Consider the following 16,320-nt stretch of genomic DNA (forward strand, 5'->3'; position numbering starts at 1 on the left):
AATAAGGAGTTAGAATGAGATTTTTACGGACATTAAAAATTGTCTTGGGGCGGAATAGGTGGCATAGGAAATACCGCCGGTAGTAGCACCGTCCTGCCCTTCGGCGCTGCCACTAATAGTCGCCTCTGGGTCAAAGGAGGAGGATGCAAAACTGAAAGGGTTCATGACACTGGCACCGATAACGACGTAGTTGGCAAAGGAACCAATTGCAGATTTGGGTAGGGTGTATGTGGCACCGATGGTGCGGATTTTGATGTAATCTGTTTTTTCGATAAACATATTGGTAAAGCTCAACCAGCGTGTGCGGCCGTATTCGGAATTAATTTCTCCTGTCGGTATACCTTCATCGCCTGCGCCATAGTTGTAGCGGAATTGGCTGTCCCAATTGTTGGCAACAGCACCTTGTTGATAATCCGCGTTGGCAAAAACGTTTAATCCTTTCCACTGTAAGTCGAAGCCCATACTACCAAATAAATCGGGAATCGTTGTCCCAAGATATTGGAGGGGAGTAGATGTTGCCATCACGCCATCTTCACCGAACTCACCGTAACTACCACGGATAAAACCGACAGGATGTCCTTCTTGTACAACCGTTTGTATGGTGCGCTCGCTGAACCCAGCAATGTTGAAAGGTGCAGCACCACTGGAGGATAGCACCTTGTTGTCTAAGGTGTTCACGGCAAGATTGAAACGTAATGCCGTGTTTTCTGTTTGTACTGCGGTAATCTGCGTGCTGAACTCTAAACCACGGTTCATGATTTTTCCAACATTCCGTAACGCTTCGTTTTCAGCTGTAGAGGGTGCAGCAGGTACGCTGAACAATGCGTTGTTGGTGATGGCATGATAGAATCCGGCCGAAAGGGTTAGGCGGTCGTTCCAGAAACCGAGATCTACACCTGCTTCCAATGTATTTGTTTTTTCGGGCCGAAGATCAATACCGGGCATACCAAATGTCGCAGCTTGGCTTCCAAGATAGCTGGGAAAGGTCATGGTACGAAGGTTGCGGTATGGAGGAGGGAAGTTACCGGCTAGACCGTAGTTTCCGCGCAGCTTTGCGGATGGAATAAATGACAAGTTTTCGCTCCACCAGCTTTCCGTAGACGGGATATAGGAAAAACCGATTTTCGGATAATATTGTACGCCGATATCTTTACCAAAAGCGCTATTCCCGTCGCCACGCAATCCCAAATCTAGAAACAGCTTGTTTCTCCAGCCTAGATTGCTTTGTAGATAGACACCGTAATTTACTACTTCTGAATAGAATTCGTTACTGCTGGTCGTAGTGGCTTCTGATATATTTCTGGCTCCGTCGCGAACGTTGGAACCGATGTAGGCAACTTGTCGATCTTCATTCCGAAATAGTTGCCCCCCCAAGGTGGTAATAATCGATAGGTCGCCGATGTCGGCTTTATGTTGTCCGTTTAACTCGAGTGTAAGCCCCCAATATTTCCGCTCACTATTGTTGATGTTTCCACGATCGGTGGTCAAGTTGCCGGTGGTATGAGTAAGATATTCGTTCGTCTGGATAGCCTGATTGCGTAAAACCCTATAGTCTATTCCACCGACTGCTTTGATGTTTAGGTTTTGCATCGGGCGGTACTGGAAACTTTGTGAAGTTTGAAACCTATTCACAACAATCTCATTATCTTGTAGACGCTCGGCCGTGTGGACATATTCCTTCATCTTGGCAAATTCTTCATCGCTGAGCTCATCGAGTCTTGGATTAAATCTGGGTTGTGGTCCCGTTGTTGCAGAAGCACCACTCTCCGTAAACCACAGACCTGTATAGCCTCCCTGATTCCCGTTACGATTACGTTTATAGCTATTGTTCACAAAAGTAAAACTGCTTTCGTAGGTAACTTTGTCATGGAGTTCGGCTTTGAAACCGGAACGCAAATCGATACGCTTGTTCTGGTTTTGTTTGAAGACCTGTACACCGGAGCTGTTGAGGTAGGCGCCAGTCACACTATAGCCTACTTTTCCGCTATTGCCGTTGACGGCAACATTATAACGTTGAAACATTCCTGGCTCAAACAGCAGTTCCTTTGTTCTGTCGAAATGTAAAAAATCAGTTGTAGCCCGCTCTGCACCAATGGTTGCTTCTGCCGTAACCGTTGTGCGATCGGATCCACCTTTCTTCGTGAAAATTTGTATGACGCCATTGGCGGCATCTGAACCGTACAATGTGGTGGCTGCGCCACCATTGACGTATTCTACGCGTTCAATATTGTCGATAGGGATGTCTGCAAGTGAACTGACTCCAGATCCTTGGGCACTGCCGCCACCAATTGTCGAAGCGGTATTTAGGTTGTCCATCCGGACACCGTCTACATAGATGACAGGTGTAGAATTTTTGAAGGCAGATACCACACCGCGTGCACGAATGATAGAGGTGGCTCCCGATTGTCCGCCCGTTAAACGGATCTGGGCATTGGGGAGTTTCGATTGTAGCAATTGATCAAACCGAGCTGCTGGGATTTTTTCCAGTTCCTTGCCGCTTACGGTGGCAATATTAGTGGAAAGACGCCGTTTGTTCATGTCCAGTCCTTGGCCCGTAACGACAACTTCATCGAGACCGAACAAATCTTCCTCTAAGGTTATGGTTAACGGTTGTTTTAGCTGTTCCGGCGTTAATGTGACGTCTTTTGTTTTATACCCGATATAACGCACGCGCAGTAAAACAACTTCTGTTGCAGCGACTAACGGTAGTTTGAATTCACCTTGGACGCCAGTTTGTATGGACCGGTTGGTGCTTACCAATTGTACCGTTGCGCCCACAATTGGTGCGCCTGTACGATGGTCGGTGATCGTGCCATTTACCCATTCTTGCTGTTGGGCAACAGCGCGGGTAACGGGTGTAACGGTAGTAGCCACCTTGTGGAGAATAATTTTATCGCCCTTTAATTGGTAACCGACACCGGAGCCTGACAGTACCAATGGCAAAAGCTGCTCTAAGGGTAACTCGTCATCATATGGATGGACGGTTTTTCCGGTTAGAATCTCTTTGTCGTAAATCAGTTTTTTTCCGTTTCGTTCCGCTATTTGCTGTATGGCATGAAGCAGGGAATTGTCCTTGCCCTGCTGGATATAGCTGACGGGGATAGACACTGGCGTGCTTCCTGCAAGTGACCCGTTCCAAAGACAGGCACCGGCAATGAATAATAGATAGTTTTTCATTTTTTTATTATGATATGTTTAAGTACGATCAAATACGAAATACCGTTGAACCTAATAGTCAAGCGCGCCGTTCAAATGTTTCGATCTGATCTATTTTTTTAATAGTATGATGGTGTCCCCTTGAAGTTGATACTGCGTACCTGTGGCGATACAAATGATTTCCAATACGGAGGCAAAGGGTTCATCCGCATCGAATTCGCCTGAAACCTGATGAGCTCGCCCGATTTCTTCCGTGACCTGTATATTGCGGTCGTATTGCTTAGCCAGTTTCTGTACGACTTTTTGTAAACTCTCCTCTTCGAAAATCAGTTTTCCGCGTGGTAAGTCTGCAAAATGCATATAATGGATATTGTTTTTCTTTTGGTCGAAGGAAAGGCTGTCATTCGCTAATAGCGTATAATGCTGGCTGTCTTTTTCCATTGTTGAAACACGCACCTGACCTGTTTTTACATGTATGTTCCATGTCCCCAGCACGTCGTGCGTTCGGATAGTGAATGATGTTCCCAGTACTTCCGTTTTCATCAACTCGTTCTTAACGACAAATGGACGGCTGGCATCTTTCTTGACACGAAAGAAAGCTTCTCCTTTGTACAGTTCAATTAATCTGATGGAGTCTGTTTCAAATTGTTTACTCACGAGTAGCTCAGCGTTTTCTCCCAAGATGATAGAGGAACCGTCGGATAAGGAAATTTCCCTTGTTTCATCCGGACCAGTGCTATAGCGTATATCGTAATCGACACGTATATACTTAAACAGGATAAAGCCGATTAAGAAGGTTGCTGCAACGCTACCTACGCTGCGCCATAGGAACCGCTTGCGGGAGGTGCGACGACGAGATAAGTATTCGTATTGGTAATTGACATGTTGCCAGATATCGTGACGTATGGACTCGAGTTTTTCTGAACTGTGGGGAAGCTGTTTTCTTCTTAAGCTATCGAGCCATTGGTCTACGGCTTGTTGTTCGACGATCGCATGGTTTCCCTTTAAATAACGTTCAATGATTCCCTTAATCTTTTTAAATTCCATATACAAATGAGCTTTCACTTGTATGTCTTTTTTTTTAACCAGAAGGGCTAGTACATGATGTTATCAAATAATTAACAAAATATAAAGAATAGGAAGCAAGGACATGCTCCGTTTATGAAAGAGGCGCGGAGAGGCTGATTACAAATGCGGTGTAGGCTACATCTCTCAGTTGAATACGTAAACGCTTTCTGGCCGAAGCTAGGTGATTCTTGACGGTATCTTCGGAGATGTCAAGCTTTTCGGCAATCTCCCGTATGCTGAGGCTCTCTTTCGTTTTTAAACGGATGACCTCCTGCATACGCTCTGGTAGTTTGTTGATCTGAAGATCGATTTCTTGTTGCAGTTCTTTCATAATCAAGGGATCTACCGCATCTGAAAAGGTTTGTTCAATATAATTTTCAAGCGGCAAGTTACGCTCGTTCGACGATAGTCGCTGCGATAGTTTGGTTAGTGACTTGTAACGCACGGAGGTAAATAGATAGGATTCGATAGAGCTATGGATGACTAAATCTAGCTTTCTATCCCACAGGGCGATGAATACTTCCTGGACGACATCTTTGGCGTCGTCGTCATCACGTAATATGTTGAAGGAAAATTGAAATAATGGTTTCCAATAATGATCAAATAACTTGTGCAGTGTTTTATCAGCACCTGATTTTTTTAGTTCATTGACAAAAGTCTGATCATGGTTGGAAGGAAGTCCGTTTGTCGTCTTTATTGATTCCATGATACTGCAAAAGTAAATGATGGAGATTAAGGCAATATTAATATAGTGATAAAAATAAAACCGCTTTCATTTTTGAAAGCGGTTTTATTTTTACATACGTATTTTTCCGTAACCCATCAGCGGATCGGTTATGCTGGGTTTGCCTGTTTCCAAGTGCCCCGCATAACGATATATTTGGGTTTCATCGTCTGCCGAGCGTACTTCCAGATCGTACCATCCTTGGCTTTTGCTTAGATCGACATGGATGATGCGACGTTCGGATGAACTTTCAGCTATGGTGCCGTAACCATAAGAGAGATCTTGTATGCTATATTTGCCACTACTGTTGCGCATGTCGATTTCTAAAACCTGTTCCTGATTTCGTTGCTGGAGGGTGCTCATGGAATCGCTTAGTAATGTAGTGCTTCCTTGAAAAGAGCGGTAGAAACCGTTCGGTCCGTGGATGTCTACGCGATACATGTCTTTCTGAAATCGATTAAGCTGCCAGCGATAGGATAACGGTTCGCTGCTGTCAACAGCAAAATTCCATATGCCGGGATTCCCCGATGCATCGTTGTATTGATCGTACGTGACGGCAATAAAGGGAACACCGGCAGCTTTGTGTTTGGACAGTTGGCCGCCCACAGCGAATTGAATAACCAATTCTCCATCTTCGCGATCTACCTGCGCATTGACTTCGATATCGTAAGGCAAGGCACAGGCCGGTTTTGTACCTTCTTCCTGTGCGGGAAGCAACGATTGGCGAATATCCCCCTCACGCCATTGCTGAAGCTCTTCCGTACCTATGGGCTTAAAGTTATTCGGAAGTGTTTTTTCTTTGGCCGAATAAATTCGCTGCACATACGCATTGCGGTCGACTGGTACAAGTGCTGTCTCAGCTAGTTTTTGGGCGGGGCGAAAAACCGAGGTTAAATCGCCGCAGATGAGGCGTCTCCAGGGGCTTATATTGGTTTCGGTAATTTTCTTGTTGAATTTTTTCTCCAGAAAATGTTCCATAAACTGCAGGGTGGAGGTGTGGTCGAACACTTCGGAATTGACCCATCCGCCCTTGGTCCAGGGAGAGGCAACGACGAGCGGTACACGGAAGCCTAGACCAATGGGGCTATCGAGATCCGTATCTGGGTTGCCGGTACGTTTTTTCTCTTGTTCGGCCGTGACGTATTCTGCTTGGGTATCTAATCCATTGGCAGTTTTTCCACTATGGGGCCGGGCAGTGTGTGGCGGGACAAATGGCGGTACATGATCGAAATAACCGTCGTTCTCGTCGTAGGTAAGGATGAATATGGTTTTTTTCCAGACTTCCGGGTTGGCCGTCAGTATATCCAACGCTTCGGATACGTACCAGGCACCATACCAAGGGGATCCGGGATGGTCAGAGAAGCGGCAGGGAGCCACTAGCCACGATACGGTGGGCAGATTTCCGCTCTTTACATCTTGTCGAAATTGGTGGAAAATGTCGCCCTTGGGTACGTTTACTGATTTTTCACCTTCACTATCTTGATACGTGATGTTTTCGAGTTGGTGATAGTCTGGATCGGCCGTGTTGGTTACAAATGCTCGCTGATGTATATGTTGGGCGGTAGCATCTAGCTTTTCGAAATTTTCTGGTGTATAATAGACGATGTCTTTTTCGAGCTGCGATAACCGTTGCTGCATCTTGTTACGCTCCTGCATGTCTGTCGTCTCCTCGCGTAATACTTTTCTTAGCCGTTCGGCTTCCTGTACCATATAATGGTGATGGGCGGGATGGAAACGCACGTTGTACTGGGCGTAGAATTCTAAATTGTTGTCCGTAAAATTAGCGAGCCAATCTTCTTCTTCGCTGTTGAGCCCAACGGGCAGACTTAGCTCGTTCTGATAGACTTTCCAATCAATGCCTGCCTTTTCCAGACGTTCGGGATAGGTTGTCCAACGGACGTCTTTATAGTTTATTTGACCATTATCCACGTGAGCGGTGGACTCGGGATTATGGGGTTCTTCGCGTATAGCACCTGCCCAGAAATAGGATCGGTTGGCACTGGTGCCCGTTAGGGAAGAACAGAAATGCTGATCGCATACGGTAAACGCATCGGCGAAGGCATAGTAAAAAGGGATATCCTGTCGTGCATAATAACCCATGGTTAAGGGCATATGCTGGTAGGCCGGATTGCCTGCTTTCTTGGCTTCTAGCCACGTATCCATTTTCCCGTTATTTCTTGCGCCGACCATATCTTTCCATCCATGTGGAAGTGAACCCATCCAGGTTGCCTTGGTGTTTTCGATGTCTAGACGGAAAGGCGGAAATGTTTCTCCCTTTGTGTTCGTCTGCAGCCATACCGGCAAGCCGCTATCTAACTGTAGGGCACGTGGGTCATTGAATCCTCGGACTCCCTTTAAGGTGCCATAGCAATGGTCAAACGATCTGTTTTCCTGCATGAGGAAAACAATGTGCTCAGCATCTAGATAAGTTGTTCCTTGTGGTGCGTCAATAGCGAGGGCACGTTGGATTGAACTGGGCATAAGCTGATATGCAGCCGTTGCACCGGCCAGTAACGCTGCCTTTTTTAAGAACGTTCTTCTGTTATCCTTCATAGCGTCAATTTACGATTGTTTTTCCAATTTTTATGTTTAATCTAACCACCAGGTTTTGCTATGTATATTGTCGTTGCCGTTGAATTGCCGCTGGATAGCATCACTGACATGCTGTGTATTTTGGTTGTATTCGGCTTGGGGATACATCCACCGATAAGCAACATTCACGTTAGTCGCCTTGCGTAGTGTGGGATATCCCGTGCGGAGGTGGTCAAAATAACTGGAGTAACCGCCTTGGTGGAAAGATCGCAGGTACTTCTGCATCATGATGCGTTCGAGTTTGGCTTCTTTAGAAACGGCAGCGTCTAAATCGACATTTGTCTGTGCAAGATAAGCAGCAACTTTATCTTCGGAAACAAATGAACTCAGGTTCTTTGCGTATGTGGAATAGAAAGCGAACGATGCTTTAACACCCTCGGTATACCATTCTTTTGCATCGCCATCTATCCAGCCGCGAACGGCGGCTTCTGCCAAAAGAAATTGTTGCTCCGCATATCCCATTAATACGAGGGGTTCGCAGGTTGGATCGTCCGTATAACGATCGTGTACTTTGGAGAGCCGGCCGGCAATGGCTTTGTCATTTACCTGCGCGTAGGGGGCAATGGGATCGCCACCCTCGTAAGCACTAAAGTCGCCCAATGCCGCGCCGGCTTCCTTGCCCAAACGGGTCTGGGTGGCAATGACAAAAAGGCGGGGATCTTGGTGATCTTGCAGACGCTTGATAAAGGTGGAATCCATATACATCCCTGATCCGTAACCGCTGGAGTTGAATTCGGGATAGCGCACATCCTGTTGGTCTACAAAATGGAGCTGCCCATCGTCCTCAGGGCTTCCCATCAATGGCTCATTCGTATATATTTGTGCAAATTGCTCAGCGATATTAAGGGCGGGATGTTGTTCCTTATTGGATAAGGTCATCAGTACTTTTAAACGGAAAGAATTGATTAGACGGATCCATTTCTCGGGGTTGCCACCATAGATGATATCTCCTTGAAAGAGATTTGGATTGTCATGCAAGATAGAAGCTGCGTCTTCCAATTCGCTTAAGATACCTCTAAAAACATCTTCCTGGCTGTCGTATTGTGGTTGGTATATGCCTGATAATTCACCTTGTAAGGATTCCGAATAGGGGATATCTCCGAAAAAGAGCGTCAGGTTGTAGAAATAGTAGGCCCTGAAAAATTTACCGAGCGCGAGGTAACTGCTTTCATTGATTTTCTCGGCTTCTTCCATCATCTTGGTCACATTGCGCAGTTGCTGGTACTGTTCAAAACTTCCGCGCTGCCAGTTGTAGAGTTGATTGGCATTTTCACCATCGGTCTGTACGATCATTTTTAGGATGTAAAGTGGTGTGGTACCGTGCCAGGTACGAAAGGTTTCCCATTCCACTTTGGTGAGCAACGCCTGGGGATGGGTGGTTGAGGCTTCGTTTGGATTTTCGTTTATTTCGGTCAGTTTTTGACAAGAACTAACCAATAAGACGCACAGGATCACAAGACCTGTCGATAGGATATGTCGGATGATTTTCATTGCTATAGGGATTAAAATTTAAAGTTTAACGATGCGCCAATATATCTTGTAGAGGGATCCTGCAGGTTGTCGTCATTACCAATACCAAAATCAGGGTCGATGTATGGAATGTTCTTCCAGACAAGTAGATTATAGCCGAATAGGGATGCATCGAGGCTCTTCATTTTTTTGCTGCGGATAATCTTGTTCAGATCATAACCGATAGAGAGCCTTCTGAGTTTGACAAAGGTACGGTCGTATACGTTGGCAAATGTGCTGCTTTCTGACTCGGTTACCCGTGCTTGGTAGGGATAGTTTTGACTCCATGTTTGCCAGCTAATGGCTTTCTCAAAGGGCTGGTAGGTGCGAGTGTCGGATGTAATGTTGCCGTTTACGTCATACTGCACATCGTCACCCGTTACCACGACACCTTGGGGAACGTAGATGTATTCCCCGGCATCGTACTCTTCTTGTCTGTACTGGGTGGAAGAGGGGTGTTTACCGCCCCACCACATTTTTTCTATAGTCTGGGAGCGCATCACGCCGCCGACCGATCCGTCAATGTCGACATTTAAGGTAAAATCTTTCCATTTGAATGTATTGAGGAAACCGAATTGCCAGTCGGGATTGAAATAGCCTAAATAACGTGGGAATGGATCACGTATCGGCATCCCCGTGTTCGCGTTGAGGATAAGTTCACCGGCATTGTTTTTTTGCCATACGTTATCATAATACGCATCGGCACGATCGCCTTTTTGGAGATTACCAAACTTGGCTTGATCATCGTAAATAGATTCCAGTCGTTGCACGGAGCGCATCCAGTTGATGGTTGTATTCCATGAAAAATCCGTATTTCGGATCAATGCGGTATTCAGCATGACCTCTAAGCCTTGCGTACGGTAGTAATTGCCGTTGACTTTATGTGACTTGAAACCGGAAGCTTCTGAAACGATGAGGTCGATGATTTGATTTTTGTCCAGTACGTTATAATAGGCTACGTCGAGTGAAAATCTGTTCTTGAAGAAGGCCATCGATGTGCCCAATTCCCAGGAAATGGACTGCTCCGGAAGGATATAAGGGTTGGCGATTCCTTCGGGGTATGTGACGGAGGGAATGGAACCGTGTGTGATATTCTTTTTATAATAGGACCGCAAGCTATAGGGATCTAGGTCATCGGATACGGACGCCCATGAGCTGTATAGTTTTAGGAAATCTATTTGATTGGGCAAGGTGATATAATCGGATAGCATCGTGCTGAGTGACACGGCTGGATAAAAATAGGAATTGTTGGAGCTGGATAGGGTAGACGACCAATCGTTACGACCGGATACGTTTAGGTAGGTAGATTTGAAGAGATCGATATTAACCGAAGCGTATACACTTCGGATGACTTTCTCTTGATGCAGATTCTCGGCCTTTACGGGGCCTTGCGTATTCCCGAGGTTATAGATGCCGGGTACAACAAGCCCGTCAGTTGATTGAAACCCTTCATTATAGGTTCGTTTAAACGTCGAAGCGCCGGCATTGATGGTTAATCCCAGATTTTCTCCAAAGGAATCTTCGTAGGTTGCCAGTACATCAGCATCGAAATTGAGTTGATCTTTATCCCACATCTTATAATCTCCGTTGCGCGAATCGCCATAATTCATGTACGATTTGGGGCTTTGCATGTCTTCGAATGTGGTGCGTTGGCGTAGTGCCATACGTCCTTGTAGGTTGAGTTTGGATGTGGCCTGCCAGTTTAGACGTGTTTGCCCGTGAAGTACCCCCATGTCATAGACTTGATTCAGCTCATAGGCGGCAAAGTAGGGATTGTTATACCAAGCATAATTGTAGTTGGCCTGGCGGTATCCTTCTTGTCCCGGCACATAGAAGTGATCTGCGAGATCATGGCCATTGACGTCGTTTCCCATCCATAGCAGAATAGTGTACATGTGGTTTTTGGGTCCATAGCCATAGCGGGGATAGTTGGGAGAGTGTACCTTGTTGTACGAGACGTTTAGGTCCAGATTTAATGTCGGAAGGAACATGTAAGAAGAATTCATATTCAGACCGCCTGAGCTAAGTTTGGTATTCGGAACCTGCCCTTGTTGCAGGGCGTATTTTCCGGAGGTAAATAAACTGAGCTTATCATTTTTGAATGAAAGGGTGAAATTGTTTTCAGTGACGAAGCCGGGGCGTAAAAAATCACGTAAGTTGTCGTGGCTTACCCAGTCGATAGGTACGCGTTCATACCGCGACTTATCGTTGTAAATAGTACCGCTGACATCGCCCCACCAAGGGATAACTTCGCCGGTTTGCTTGTCGCGGATAGGACTGTTCCATTGCGCGTATTTTTCCCCGGTATTAAGTTTGGGTCCCCAGGTCATATCGCCGTCGGATATACCGCCGTCAGCACCATCCCAAAACTCGTATTTGCCGTTGGAACCACTGCCGAATTCTGTTTGGGACTCCGGAAATACCGTGAAGCCTGCCGAAACCATGTTGGTAGAACCTACCGTAAACTCCAATGTTTCGTTTTTGGCATTCTTGGTCGTAATCAAGATAGCACCGTCTTTACCTCTGGAACCATACAGGGCAGAAGCGGCAGTTCCTTTTAAAACGTTAATGTTCTCGATATGTTGGCTCGGAATGTCAAACAAATCAGTTTCTACCGGAATACCGTCAATGACGATCAAGGGTTTTTTCCCGCGGAGATTGAAAGAAGGTGCTTGAAAGACACCTGTGGGATTGTTGACGATTAACCCGGCTACTTGACCGGAAAGAGCGTTACCGATATTCATCGTCTTCGATTCCTCCAATACTTCTGTCGGTACTTCCTGTGTGGCATATCCTACTTTTCTTTTTTGCTGCTTGATGCCGATCGCTGTAACCACGACTTCGTCCATGTCTGTGCTACTGAATTCATTTAATAGGAAAACAGCGCTTGATCGTTTTCCGACAGAGACGATATAATGGCATTCCTGCTTAGGCAGCAAGCCGGTGAAAGAAACAGAGATACAATAATTGCTGTCTGCTGGCAGATTGCTAAACAGTGACTTGCCTTTATCGTCGGAAGCAGAGGTACGTGTAATATCGAGTGCGGCATTACTGACCGTAACGGTGGCTGCCGGAATAGCTTGTGACTGGCCATCTTGTACGATAACAACGAGTTCGCCTACTTTTTGAGCCATCGTCCAGCTGCTCACTCCCATAAACAGGAGGAAGGTAAAGAAACCTTTGAAAGGTGTGCGATTGATAATGGATTTGTTCATATTTGTTTGTTATTCTGATATAAAAATTCCCTACGGCTATTTTAGCCGTTCATTTATGGTGAATACTATTTGTTTATCTGTTTACTTTTTTATCGTATATATTGCTTCGTTTTCATTGTACTCTACGGTTAGGTCATTTGCTAAAGCGATTGTTTGCATGATTTCCTGTACCTGGTTTTCGTCGTCGTATGTGCCGTAGAACGACATTCCTTCCAGTTCATGGACATCGAATTTGATGGTTACGTTGTAATAAGCTGCTAACCGTGGAAATACCTCGTATAGCGGCGCGTGATGAAAGATCAGATCTGCTACTTCTGGGACGGATTTCTTTTCTTTCAATTCGTTGTTCGTTTTCCGTCGAATAGGTGCTTGGGGCTTCGTCACGTTCCATTCCTGTCCCGGTGCTAACATAGCCAAAAGGCTATCCCGGCCATCTGTCATCCGTCGTTTGACGCTGACTTTACCCGTGACTAGTTTTACCATTGGTGAGCGGTTACCTTTCATTTTTTCTATCCAAAAAGAGGTACCCAATGCGGTGGTAATGATGTCCTCGGTGTGTACGGAGAAAGGTCGCTTGACGTCTTTTGCAACACGGAAGAAAGCTTTTCCGTCTAACGTTAACTGACGAGCATCCGATGTGAAATCAGTCGGCCAGATCAAGGTGCTTCCCGAGCTTAGGAGTACCTCGGATCCATCCTTTAGGGATAGGAGTGTATCCCTATCGCTGCGATTGGTAAACTCCATGAAGTCGGGCGTTTGATTTACGGTTAAGGCTTGCTGATTTTCTATGTCCGCTTGATCGGATGGCCAGAAATAGGCGCCGATAGTGAATGCGATAAGAAGTGAAGCAGCGACACCAGTCCACCACAGTTTACGTCTACGCAAAGGAACTGTATTTTCAAGTGCTCCAGTACGAAGATCGATCTGTTTTTTCATAATTACTTTATGAAATTCGTTTATCGCAGGCTGTTCGTCCGATATATCTAAGCGTTCTATCCATTTTTCTAAATGCCTTTTTTCTTCTGGCGTGATGGTGCCGAGCAAATATTCGCTGATTAACCGTTCTACATATTTTTTCTGTTCTTGCATATATACATAGTAGTTGCAAAAAGGTTAATAACGTACCACGATAATCACGTTAACGTTATGTAAAGTTTTGATGAAAATAAAACGCAGGTGTTAGGAAAGGAGAAAAAGCAAAAAAAGGAAGGCGGTGGGATGGGATAGGTGTTCTGGAATATAGTTACGTATATGCTGCAAGGAACGCATAAGCTGATTCTTTACCGTCTGAACAGATATACCCATGGTTTCGGCGATTTCTAGGTTGCTTAATGAACGATGATACTTTAGACTAAAAACCTGCCGCATACGCTCAGGCATATCTTCTACAGACTCTGTTATAATGTTTATTAAGTGGTTATGCTGTATCTCACCTTCCAATAGTTGTAGAAAGTCTTCTTCCTGTTCATCGACGCCCAATGTAATGTACGAGCTTACATGACGCTGTTGGATGCCTTGGTGTCTAAAATGCATGAATACTTTAAAGTATAACGAACTAATAAGGTATCTACGGACATCATCAATTTGGGGCAATGAACTGCGTCGTTGCCAAAGATCAACGAAAAGATCTTGTACGATGTCCATAGAAACATCGATGTTTCCTGTTTTTTTCCGCGCAATAGAAAGAAGTAAATCCCAGTATTTATCATAGAGGTGACTGAACGCTTTATAGTCGGAACAAGCTATATTTTGTACACATATTGTATCTAACATATCATTCATCACAATTTGTTACTCGTGTACAAACTTCTTTTTTTTATGCAATAGCACGGTTAAAAAGCTGTGAAATAAACGTTAATTTTTGCTTGTGGAAGTAAATAAGAGTTTAAGGAGAGGTGATCTATTAGATAAATTGGCGAAGATTATTCCTTGATTTTCAAGATAGTTCGCGAAGTCGTAGCGCTATTGTTTCATCTGAACCTGTATAACAGTTTAGATAAACCAAAGATAAACGAAAGTGTTAGGTTGGAAACTATCCCGAAAATTAGGGGTTTTATCATGGTAAAGCGCATATCGCTGTACATACATAACTCCCCTATATAATTGATATTTCATTTTTGTTAAAGTTTTCAATTCAGAAGTACCAAAATTATATGCTATATTTGGCTGGTGTTTGGCTGATTAAATAAGCCAACAAAGCTAATCGACAATGATAGACGATCAAAACCTATCCGAACATGACATTCTTCTTCGGCTGCAATCGGGAGATGAAGATGCTTTTCGTATGCTCTACGAACGTTATAGTCGACTAATATATGGCAACATCATGCGGTTCATCAGCGATGAATCTGTTGCAGACGATTTATTGCAGGATGTCTTCGTAAAGATATGGGAACACCGTTCCTCAATCGATCCTGATCTGTCATTTTCCGCTTATTTATTTACCTGTTCAAGAAACGCGGTCTTCAATTTCAAAAGAAGATTGAAATTAGAGATCGAATCTGCCATACACCTAGCCTATGATAGCACTGGATTTGTAGAGTCCGTAGACAGCATACTCCATAAAAAAGAGGTACAGAAGCTGATAGAAAATGTAATCAGTCAACTTCCACTGCAAAGACAAAGAATTTTTAGGATGTGTAAATTAGATGGAAAAAGTTATCAGGAGGTAGCTGAGGAACTTCAGATTTCAGTTTCTACCGTACGTGACCACATCGTAAAGGCTAACAAATTCATTAAAGATGTATTAATGTACGAAGGAAGCCTTTCTTCCTTACTCCTTATTTTCTTCTATCTGGGTATTTCTTAAAAAAAATAATAGATAGAGCAGACCTTTTCTCACTTATAGGTGTATTTATTAAAAATAGACTGAAAGTGGATCAATATAAATCTAATATACTAGCGCTGTTACAGCGATATAAGGATGGCAAATGTTCGCGGGAAGAATTAGAATATCTTTACGACGAATTGTCTACCAATAACGACGATGTCGATAAAGTATTATGGGAAAGTCTTCTCCAAGAAGTTGATACAGCTAAGCTGAGTGATCAAAAATTCGAAGATCTCTACCAAAAGATTTCTTCCGAAACGATAGCAGTGTCTAAGAAGCGGAAAGTAAGGCGGTTAATCCCGCTTTGGGCTGCTGCTGCGGTCCTTCTCATCTGCCTGTTCGGACTTTATCTATATAACGATACCTTTCAGAAAACCACGCGCGAAACCCGGCAGTATACAAAACTTGTTGATGTAGCGCCCGGCTCCAATAAGGCCGTGCTTAAAACGGCCGATGGAAGCGTCATCGTCCTGAACGAGGCACAGGATGGCATTATTATGGGGGATGAAATTATCTACACGAACGGATCGGAGGTGACGCAAGTAACGGAAAGTACCAATGCGTTGGAAGTCCTCTATGAGCTTTCTACCCCGAATAGTGGTACGTATCGGGTTACCTTGGATGACGGAAGTACTGTTTGGCTGAATGCCGCGTCGAAATTAATCTATCCATCTAAGTTTAGTCGCCACGAACGGAAAGTGGTAATTGAAGGAGAGGCATATTTTGAAATTCAAAAAGACCCTACGCGGCCATTTAAGGTTACCAGTGGGGATCAAACGGTGGAAGTACTCGGCACAACGTTCAATATTAGTGCTTATCCCGACGAACGTGCCGTGCGTACAACTTTGGTGGAGGGAAAGGTAAAGGTCGGTCAGAACGGTGCTTTATCATCTTCCGTATACCTATATCCGGGACAACAGTCCATTCTTAAAAAGGGCAGCGAAATAAAGGTGAAACAGGTTAATCTGATGGAGCAAGTTGGATGGCGGGAAGGTCTGTTTTACTTTGATGAGACGGCGTTGACGGATGCGATGCTCCAGATTAGTCGTTGGTACGATATAGAAATTAGGTATGACGGGGATGTTTCTCAAACCTATTTTTATGGAGAAATACCGAGAAGTAAGTCACTTAAAAATGTATTGAATATACTGGAAGAGGGTAACGTACGCTTCCGGTTAACAAAAGAGAAAACGAAAAATGTATTGACGGTACTATCCACACAATAA

Annotated in this window: 10 protein-coding genes; 2 read left to right on the forward strand and 8 right to left on the reverse strand. The window is 44.6% G+C overall.

All coding sequences use genetic code 11. The annotated features are described in order from the left end of the window. Window positions 1-9: 9 nt before the first annotated feature. The 8 genes from H8B06_RS04375 to H8B06_RS04410 form a co-directional block, all read right to left on the reverse strand. Window positions 10-3,177, reverse strand: coding sequence for a TonB-dependent receptor domain-containing protein (locus H8B06_RS04375; RefSeq protein WP_190993096.1), 3,168 nt, complete (start codon window positions 3,175-3,177; stop codon window positions 10-12). Window positions 3,178-3,267: 90 nt separating this feature from the next. Then, window positions 3,268-4,203 (reverse strand): FecR family protein, encoded by a 936-nt coding sequence (locus tag H8B06_RS04380; protein WP_190993097.1) that lies wholly within the window; start codon window positions 4,201-4,203, stop codon window positions 3,268-3,270. Window positions 4,204-4,315: 112 nt separating this feature from the next. Further along, a complete protein-coding gene (locus H8B06_RS04385; protein WP_190993098.1) occupies window positions 4,316-4,930 on the reverse strand; it encodes an RNA polymerase sigma factor in 615 nt (204 codons plus the stop codon). Between the two features lie 90 nt (window positions 4,931-5,020). Further along, window positions 5,021-7,501 (reverse strand): phosphocholine-specific phospholipase C, encoded by a 2,481-nt coding sequence (locus H8B06_RS04390; RefSeq protein WP_190993099.1) that lies wholly within the window; start codon window positions 7,499-7,501, stop codon window positions 5,021-5,023. A 36-nt stretch (window positions 7,502-7,537) separates the two neighbouring features. Beyond that, window positions 7,538-9,031 (reverse strand): SusD/RagB family nutrient-binding outer membrane lipoprotein, encoded by a 1,494-nt coding sequence (locus H8B06_RS04395; protein ID WP_223857473.1) that lies wholly within the window; start codon window positions 9,029-9,031, stop codon window positions 7,538-7,540. Window positions 9,032-9,042: 11 nt separating this feature from the next. Continuing rightward, entirely contained in the window at window positions 9,043-12,264 is a 3,222-nt protein-coding gene (locus tag H8B06_RS04400) for a SusC/RagA family TonB-linked outer membrane protein (protein ID WP_223857474.1), read from the reverse strand. An 81-nt stretch (window positions 12,265-12,345) separates the two neighbouring features. After that, window positions 12,346-13,353 (reverse strand): FecR family protein, encoded by a 1,008-nt coding sequence (locus H8B06_RS04405; protein WP_190993100.1) that lies wholly within the window; start codon window positions 13,351-13,353, stop codon window positions 12,346-12,348. Between the two features lie 90 nt (window positions 13,354-13,443). Next, the gene (locus tag H8B06_RS04410) at window positions 13,444-14,037 is read right to left on the reverse strand and encodes an RNA polymerase sigma-70 factor (protein WP_190993101.1); all 594 of its coding nucleotides are present in this window, start codon (window positions 14,035-14,037) and stop codon (window positions 13,444-13,446) included. Between the two features lie 436 nt (window positions 14,038-14,473). Between H8B06_RS04410 and H8B06_RS04415 the strand changes: the two genes are divergently transcribed. Both H8B06_RS04415 and H8B06_RS20890 read left to right on the forward strand, forming a co-directional pair. Next, window positions 14,474-15,073: an RNA polymerase sigma factor gene (locus tag H8B06_RS04415; RefSeq protein ID WP_190993102.1), complete on the forward strand. Its 600-nt coding sequence runs from the start codon at window positions 14,474-14,476 to the stop codon at window positions 15,071-15,073. Between the two features lie 65 nt (window positions 15,074-15,138). Continuing rightward, window positions 15,139-16,320, forward strand: a complete 1,182-nt coding sequence (locus H8B06_RS20890) for a FecR family protein (RefSeq protein WP_190993103.1) — start codon at window positions 15,139-15,141, stop codon at window positions 16,318-16,320.

Source organism: Sphingobacterium micropteri (genome assembly GCF_014692515.1).
Classification (GTDB): domain Bacteria; phylum Bacteroidota; class Bacteroidia; order Sphingobacteriales; family Sphingobacteriaceae; genus Sphingobacterium; species Sphingobacterium micropteri.